General features: G+C 45.1%; 3 protein-coding genes. All 3 read left to right on the top strand.

The window, feature by feature from the left end; all coding sequences use genetic code 11:
• Positions 1–132, top strand: a 132-nt coding sequence (locus tag REG_RS09960; RefSeq protein ID WP_039908842.1) for an exodeoxyribonuclease VII small subunit, incomplete at its 5' end; no start/stop codon positions are given.
• A gap of 4 nt (positions 133–136) precedes the next feature.
• A complete protein-coding gene (gene ispA, locus REG_RS09965; RefSeq protein WP_006705526.1) occupies positions 137–1078 on the top strand; it encodes a (2E,6E)-farnesyl diphosphate synthase in 942 nt (313 codons plus the stop codon).
• Positions 1079–1355: 277 nt separating this feature from the next.
• Entirely contained in the window at positions 1356–3230 is a 1875-nt protein-coding gene (gene dxs / locus REG_RS09970; protein WP_006705527.1) for a 1-deoxy-D-xylulose-5-phosphate synthase, read from the top strand.
• Positions 3231–3289 lie beyond the last annotated feature (59 nt).

Here is a 3289-nt window from a genome sequence, read left to right on the forward strand (position 1 = left end):
GAATTTGAGCGTGGGATACAACTGGCTAAAACAAGCCAACAAACACTGCAACAAGCGGAGCAACGGGTTAAGATCTTACTCAGTGACGATGTTGATAAACCATTAACGCCTTTTGTCGTAGAGCCTGAATAAGCGAATGTCTGATCTCAATTTACCAATTGATTTTCATCAACAGCTTACGCTTTATCAGCGGCGCGTTGATGAAAAACTCAAAAATTTTATCCAACCATTGCCTTCTCACAGCCGTCAACTCATAGAAGCCATACGCTATACTGTGCTTTGTGGCGGTAAACGAATACGTCCTTATCTGGTTTACGCTACCGGCAAAATGTTTGGCCTATCACCTGGTAGCTTGGATGTAGCCGCCGCTGCTGTTGAATGCATACATGCTTATTCATTAGTTCATGACGATCTACCGGCAATGGATGATGATAATTTACGTCGTGGACAACCAAGCTGCCATATTAAATTTGGTGAAGCTATTGCTATTTTAGCCGGTGATGCTTTACAGACGCTGGCTTTTTCTCTTTTAGCCGATCAACCGATGCCAAATGTTACTCTCGAAAATCGCCTCAAGATAGTATCTGAACTGGCGAAAGCCATTGGTGCAGGCGGGATGTGTGCTGGTCAAGCCCTCGATTTAGCCGCTGAACATTGCCAAATTTCATTGGCATCATTAGAAAAAATTCATCGCCATAAAACCGGCGCATTGATCCGTGCCGCGGTACGTATCGGCGCATTAGCAGCCGGTGAGCGCAGTGAAAAAACCTTGTCACTGTTAGACGACTATGCCGACGCGATTGGTTTGGCTTTCCAAGTACAGGACGATATTTTAGACATTACCGGTGAGACAGATAGAATGGGTAAACAGCAAGGCGCTGATCAGCAACGAAACAAAAGCACTTACTCCTCATTGCTCGGCCTTGAAGGGGCAAAAATAAAAGCCAAAAAGTTTTGTCAAGACGCGCAAATAGCACTTGATAGTTTGGCGAGCCAATCACTTCAAGACAGTGGAGCCTCTTACGACACCCGCTCACTGCGTGCATTAGCGCTTTTTATTATCCAGCGTGATCGTTAAAATTATTAGACTTCATCATCTGATTCGAAATCTTCTTGAGCGACGCTCAATTGAGGAAAAACGGGCGAAAAAGCGCAGTTTACATACAGTAAATGAGCATTTTGAGCTCGTTTTTGACGAAGTATAGCCAAATCAGTTTAATTTGATTCGAGGCGGAGGAGCGCAGACAGTACAAATAGTACGGCAAGCGACGACAACACAGAATCAAATTAAACTGATTCGGCTATATCAGCGAGCACAAGAAGATTTAAAGCCTACAACCTAATACGAGTAACGAATGAGTTTTGATACTGCTAAATACCCGACCCTAGCTCTAGCGGAAAATCCAGAAAAATTGCGCCTATTATCCGAAGATCAATTGCCAACATTATGTGATGAGCTGCGCCAGTATTTACTTGATTGTGTCAGTCTTTCCAGCGGGCATTTTGCCTCAGGGTTAGGTGTTGTTGAGCTGACAGTAGCCTTGCATTATGTTTATGAGACTCCCTTTGATAATTTGGTGTGGGATGTGGGTCATCAAGCTTATCCTCATAAAATTCTCACTGGCCGTCGTGAAAACATCACAAAAATTCGGCAAAAAGGCGGATTGCATCCTTTTCCTTGTCGTGAAGAGAGTGAATATGATGCGCTTTCTGTGGGTCATTCTTCAACCTCGATCAGTGCCGGGCTGGGTATGGCGGTGGCGGCAAAACAAGAAAAATCAGAAAAACATACAGTGTGTGTTATCGGTGACGGTGCGATGACAGCAGGCCTGGCTTTTGAAGCGATGAATCATGCTGGGGAAATACACGCGGATATGCTGGTAATACTGAATGACAATGAAATGTCAATTTCAGAAAATGTGGGTGGTCTAAATAATTATTTAGCAAAATTATTATCAAGTAAATGCTACGCTACGCTACGGGAAAGTGGGAAAAAGGCATTTGAGGGGCTGCCGCCGATCAAAGCGCTATTAAAACGCACAGAAGAACATCTTAAAGGAATGGTTGTCCCGGGGACATTATTTGAAGAATTGGGATTCAACTACATTGGGCCAATTGATGGGCATAATATTGAAATCCTGATCCCCACCCTGAAAAACATACGGCAGCTAAAAGGCCCTCAACTGCTGCATATTATCACTAAAAAAGGCAAAGGCTATCCCCCGGCAGAATTAGATCCCATAAGTTGGCATGCAGTACCTAAATTTGATCTGACATCAGGCACTTTGCCCAAAGGAAAACAAGGGCTCCCCACTTACTCCGCCATTTTTGGCGACTGGTTATGCGAAACCGCGGCGGCAGATCCGAAATTAATGGCGATCACGCCTGCCATGCGTGAAGGCTCAGGTATGGTGCGTTTTTCACGCGAATACCCACAACAATATTTTGATGTTGCTATCGCCGAGCAACATGCCATTACTTTTGCTGCCGGTTTGGCGATTGGCGGTTATAAACCGGTGGTCGCTATCTACTCCACGTTTTTACAACGGGCTTATGATCAGTTGATCCACGATATCGCACTACAAAACTTACCCGTGTTATTGGCTATCGACCGGGCAGGTCTGGTCGGTGCCGATGGTCAAACGCATCAAGGGGCTTTTGATCTTTCTTTTATGCGCTGCATTCCGAATATGGTGATCATGACACCCAGCGACGAAAACGAATGCCGCCAAATGTTACATACCGGGTATCTGCATCATGGGCCGGCGGCAGTACGTTATCCGCGCGGTAATGGCACCGGTGTTGAGTTGCAGCCCTTGCAAGCGCTAGCTATTGGTAAAGCGGTCGTGCGCCGCGAAGGAAAAAAAATTGCCATTCTTTGTTTCGGCAGTTTATTAACAGAAGCGGCGCAAGTTGCAAATCAGTTAGATGCAACATTAGTCGATATGCGTTTTATTAAGCCGTTAGATGAGACCATGGTATTAGAGATCGCGGCTCGCCATCAATTTTTAGTGACAATAGAGGAAAATGTTATTAAAGGAGGGGCAGGCAGTGGCATCAATGAGCTATTAATGATGACGCAATCACGAATACCCGTGCTAAATATTGGTCTACCTGATCACTTTATTCCACAGGGAGAGCAAAATGAAATGCGCCGTGAATTTGGCCTCGATGCAGCAGGTATTCAACGACAGATAGAAGCAGGGCTTAGCCGAATCAGTTTAATTTGATTCAAGGCGGAGGAGTACAGACAGTACAAATAGTACGGCAAGCGACGACAACACAGAAT

This window comes from Candidatus Regiella insecticola LSR1, from assembly GCF_000143625.1.
Lineage (GTDB): Bacteria > Pseudomonadota > Gammaproteobacteria > Enterobacterales > Enterobacteriaceae > Regiella > Regiella insecticola.